The sequence below is a fragment of the Pseudomonadota bacterium genome, assembly GCA_026388215.1.
In the GTDB taxonomy this organism is placed as follows: Bacteria; Desulfobacterota; Syntrophorhabdia; order Syntrophorhabdales; family Syntrophorhabdaceae; genus JAPLKF01.
Genome location: JAPLKF010000239.1, coordinates 1 through 3,501 on the forward strand (window position 1 = coordinate 1; position 3,501 = coordinate 3,501).

The window sequence follows — 3,501 nt, forward strand, 5'->3', positions numbered from 1 at the left end:
ATGACCCTTCTCAATGATATAGCCCTCTGATATCTCAAAGACAAAATCTCCCCTGACAGTATCCACCTGCCCTCCCCCCATCTTGACAACAAAAACCCCATCATCTACAGAAGAGATGATTTTTGACGGGTCATCATTGCCGGGTAATATCATTGTATTGCTCATCCTCGGAATCGGCTTAAACCTGAATGACTCCCTCCTTCCATTCCCGGTTGATACCTTGTCATATCTTAATGCATGGAACCTGTCGAAGAGGTAATTCTTCAGTACACCATTCTCAACAAGGATAGTCCTCTCTGATGGTATGCCTTCATCGTCATAGGCATATGTCCCCCTCGCATGCGGTAATGTTGCATCATCTACGACATTGATTAGACTGGAAGCCATTTTTTCTCCAAGCATCCCTTTGTAACAGGAAAGTCCTTCCATTGCAAGGTCTGCCTCAAGTCCATGACCTATTGCCTCATGGATCATGGTGCCTCCAGCCTCTGATGCAAGCACAACGGTCTTCATGCCCATAGGGGCTTCCTGTGCACCGAGCAGCCCTGCCAGTCTTTTTACGGTTTTATTTGCAAGGTCTTCAATCGCCTCATTTGTAAAAAACTCAAACCCGTAAAATCCACCTATTGCCTCATAGGCTGTCTGCATCTCGCCATCCTCTTCACCCACTATAAGGAGGGTTAAAACAACCTGCGTGCGGTTATCCTCAATAGCTGCGCCTTCACTGTTATAGATTTTTATATTCTGATGCGAATCCCTGTAAACAACCCTTACCTGTTTAATCCTTTGCTCCATCTTTCGCACAAGAGATTCGAGGTTTTTTACCATACTTAGCTTTTCTTTCATGTCAACACCTTCAGGGTCAGTAGAAATGGAAAAGGGATAATTCGCCTTAATATGCCTTCCTTTCTTTATATCAGGCGACTGTGTCTCTTCCTTTGAAAATCTGGAGAGTCCTTTCGCCAGTTCAACAAGATGTTTACCTTCGAAAGAGTTCGTGGATGTATAGAAGGTTTTCCATGGATTGATTACACGAATCCCCACCCCTTTATCCAGTGCTTTCTCTATCTTTTCTATTCTCCCTGATTCAAGATGGATATGGGTATATGTCCTTTCTTCGGCAAATATATCAGCGTATATAGCGTTCCCGGCCATCATTGTCTTCAATATCCTTTTTTCATCAAACATGTTCAACCTCCCGGAATACAATGCCATAATTTGCCATATCTGCTATTATAGCCTCAATATCATGTTCGAAATTTGAGGGGTATATTACCTCTATCAAACCCCTTTTCCCGTCCAGAACGGAAAAAATCCCGACCTCTTCGTATGATTCCAAAATCGATTTGAAAAAACCTATTGCCTCTCTATTGATGATAAATCTCTTAGTTCTCTCCACCAACACTACCTCATTATTTATTCCAGGGCATCAGCAGTTATTCACTGCCTGCTGCCTACTGCATACTGCCTACTCTATTACAGGGGCTTGCGTCGCCCCCTCCTTAAGGCAAAGCCCGCTTAAGCCTCCCCCTCTCGCTCGCGGTGCTTGCTTAAGTAGATTCCCACGAACTACGCAAGCATACAGAGGACCACACCTTCAGGCGTGGGTGAATGCTTCAGTTGCTAACGCGAAGCGTATGTATAGTGCCACGGGCTTGCCCGTGGGAATCTATTTTTCTACGCTCTCCCTTTGAGCATCTCAATAAAGGCCTCCAGCCTCAGCTTTGTCCTTGTATCGAGCACCTTTGGCAAATCACCCTCAATTGTTAAAACAGGGACACCGAGTGTCTCTCTAAGGATTACATCCTCAATTACCCTGTAGCAGAAGGCCTGTACATAATGGATGATGCCTCTAATCTTTCGCCTTTTAATCTCCCTTTTTATATCTGTGAGCCTTGCAAATATCCCGTAAGGATAGGTGTATCTGAGATACCTCTCCACAATACCTTTCGAAAAATAAGGAAGAGAAAATTGCCTCTGGGTTTCATTGTAAACAACATAGGCACCAAGACCCTCAATAAACTGGTAAAGGTCAAGAATCATAGGCGGCACGCCCATATACCCGACATTAATACCTTCTATCTCAGCCCTTTTTTTGACCCCATTTATAAAACCAGCCGACATGGTTCCATATCTTTTATAATCCCCCAGCATATCTGATGCCTGTACAAGCCAGAGATGATTTTCAGAACCTGTTACCCTTCTCTCCTTCCATGTCATCCGGTCAATTGATTCAAGCATCGACCTTACCCTCTCAATGCCCTCTTCTACCTTGTGGAGCGCCGTTTCATCCACAGAGAATGCTTCCATAAGCTTTTTGATTTCCCTTTTTAAAACCTTCCTGTCTCTATCATAAGGATAGGAAAACGGGATAGTCTTTATGCCCTTATACCTCAATATCTCTGCCAGTGCCTGGGTATTGCTGCAATCCCCTTCCATTACCGTTATCACTATGCCTATATTCTTCTCCATCACAACACCGTATATGCCCTTTATCCAGTTGCACATACTCTTGGGGAACCCATCCTTCTCCGCCCTTTCAATATAATGCATGGGGTTCTCATTGGTTATGAAAATATTGTTAAGATCGCAGGGGATATACCCCCCTGCAAACACAACCTCTACAGGTATTGTTGTTGTAAAACCGACTATTTCTCGCATAATCAGTTCAAAAACCTGTATATTTCCTTAAACCTTTGAGGTTCTATCTCTTCCGCACGGATAGTGTGAGGAAAACCCATAGACGTATAGAGGGATGCGATTCTTTCCTCACCAAAATGTCTGGTCAGGGTATATTTCATGTACTTCCTTTTATTCTGAAAGCATATCCTTATGAACTCTATCAATCTATCCTCCGTTTTCCCTTCATCCTCTTTAAACGTAATTGAAAGAAACGCACTGTCTATTTTCGGGGGCGGCAGGAAAACACCCGGCTTCATATAAAAAAGTATCCTTACCTCAGAAAATATCTGGTAAATTGCCGATAGTGCCCCGTATGTCCTGCTAAAAGGTTTACTCACAATCCTCTGACCGATTTCTTTTTGCATGGTCAAAAATGCACTATCTACTGCTACCCTCTCTTCAAGTATTTTAAACAGTATGGGTCCTGTTATCTTGTAAGGTATATTCCCTATCACCTTGATTTTCTTTCCTTTTTTAAATTGTAAAAACGGTATCTCTAAAAAATCACCAAATATGACCCTTATGTTTTTATGTTCCTTTTCAAGTGGCTCAAGATACTGCCTGAACGTCCTATCAAGTTCTATTGCATACACATAACCCGCCTTCTCAATTAGGCACCTTGTGAGGTCACCATGACCGGCACCTACCTCGACTACAACATCTTCTTCACCTATACGAGACATTTTAACCATTTTATTTATGATATTTTTATCCTTAATCAGATGCTGGGACAGGCTCTTTTTTAACATAAGTTAATGGAGTATCATTCTTGAGAACCCTCTGATATCTAAAGAAGAAACAATACCCTTTTTGAAATAA

General features: G+C 42.5%; 4 protein-coding genes. All 4 read right to left on the bottom strand.

Annotation, left to right across the window (positions count from 1 at the left end; translation table 11 throughout):
* Positions 1-1,188: TldD/PmbA family protein (locus NTU69_11635; protein MCX5804160.1), on the bottom strand; the 1,188-nt coding region annotated here is incomplete at its 3' end.
* Positions 1,181-1,399 carry a DUF4911 domain-containing protein gene (locus NTU69_11640; protein ID MCX5804161.1) on the bottom strand — a complete coding sequence of 73 codons (219 nt, stop codon included), beginning with the start codon at positions 1,397-1,399 and terminating at the stop codon, positions 1,181-1,183. The genes NTU69_11635 and NTU69_11640, both read right to left, overlap by 8 nt.
* Before the next feature lie 278 nt (positions 1,400-1,677).
* A complete protein-coding gene (locus NTU69_11645) occupies positions 1,678-2,661 on the bottom strand; it encodes a 2-hydroxyacyl-CoA dehydratase (GenBank protein ID MCX5804162.1) in 984 nt (327 codons plus the stop codon).
* 2 nt (positions 2,662-2,663) lie between these two features.
* Positions 2,664-3,431 (bottom strand): 16S rRNA (adenine(1518)-N(6)/adenine(1519)-N(6))-dimethyltransferase RsmA, encoded by a 768-nt coding sequence (rsmA, locus tag NTU69_11650; protein ID MCX5804163.1) that lies wholly within the window; start codon positions 3,429-3,431, stop codon positions 2,664-2,666.
* Positions 3,432-3,501 lie beyond the last annotated feature (70 nt).

Coding starts and splice junctions, on each gene's coding strand:
- rsmA (MCX5804163.1), bottom strand. CDS start 3,431: ATGTTAAAAAAGAGCCTGTCCCAGCATCTGATTAAGGATAAAAATATC.
- NTU69_11645 (MCX5804162.1), bottom strand. CDS start 2,661: ATGCGAGAAATAGTCGGTTTTACAACAACAATACCTGTAGAGGTTGTG.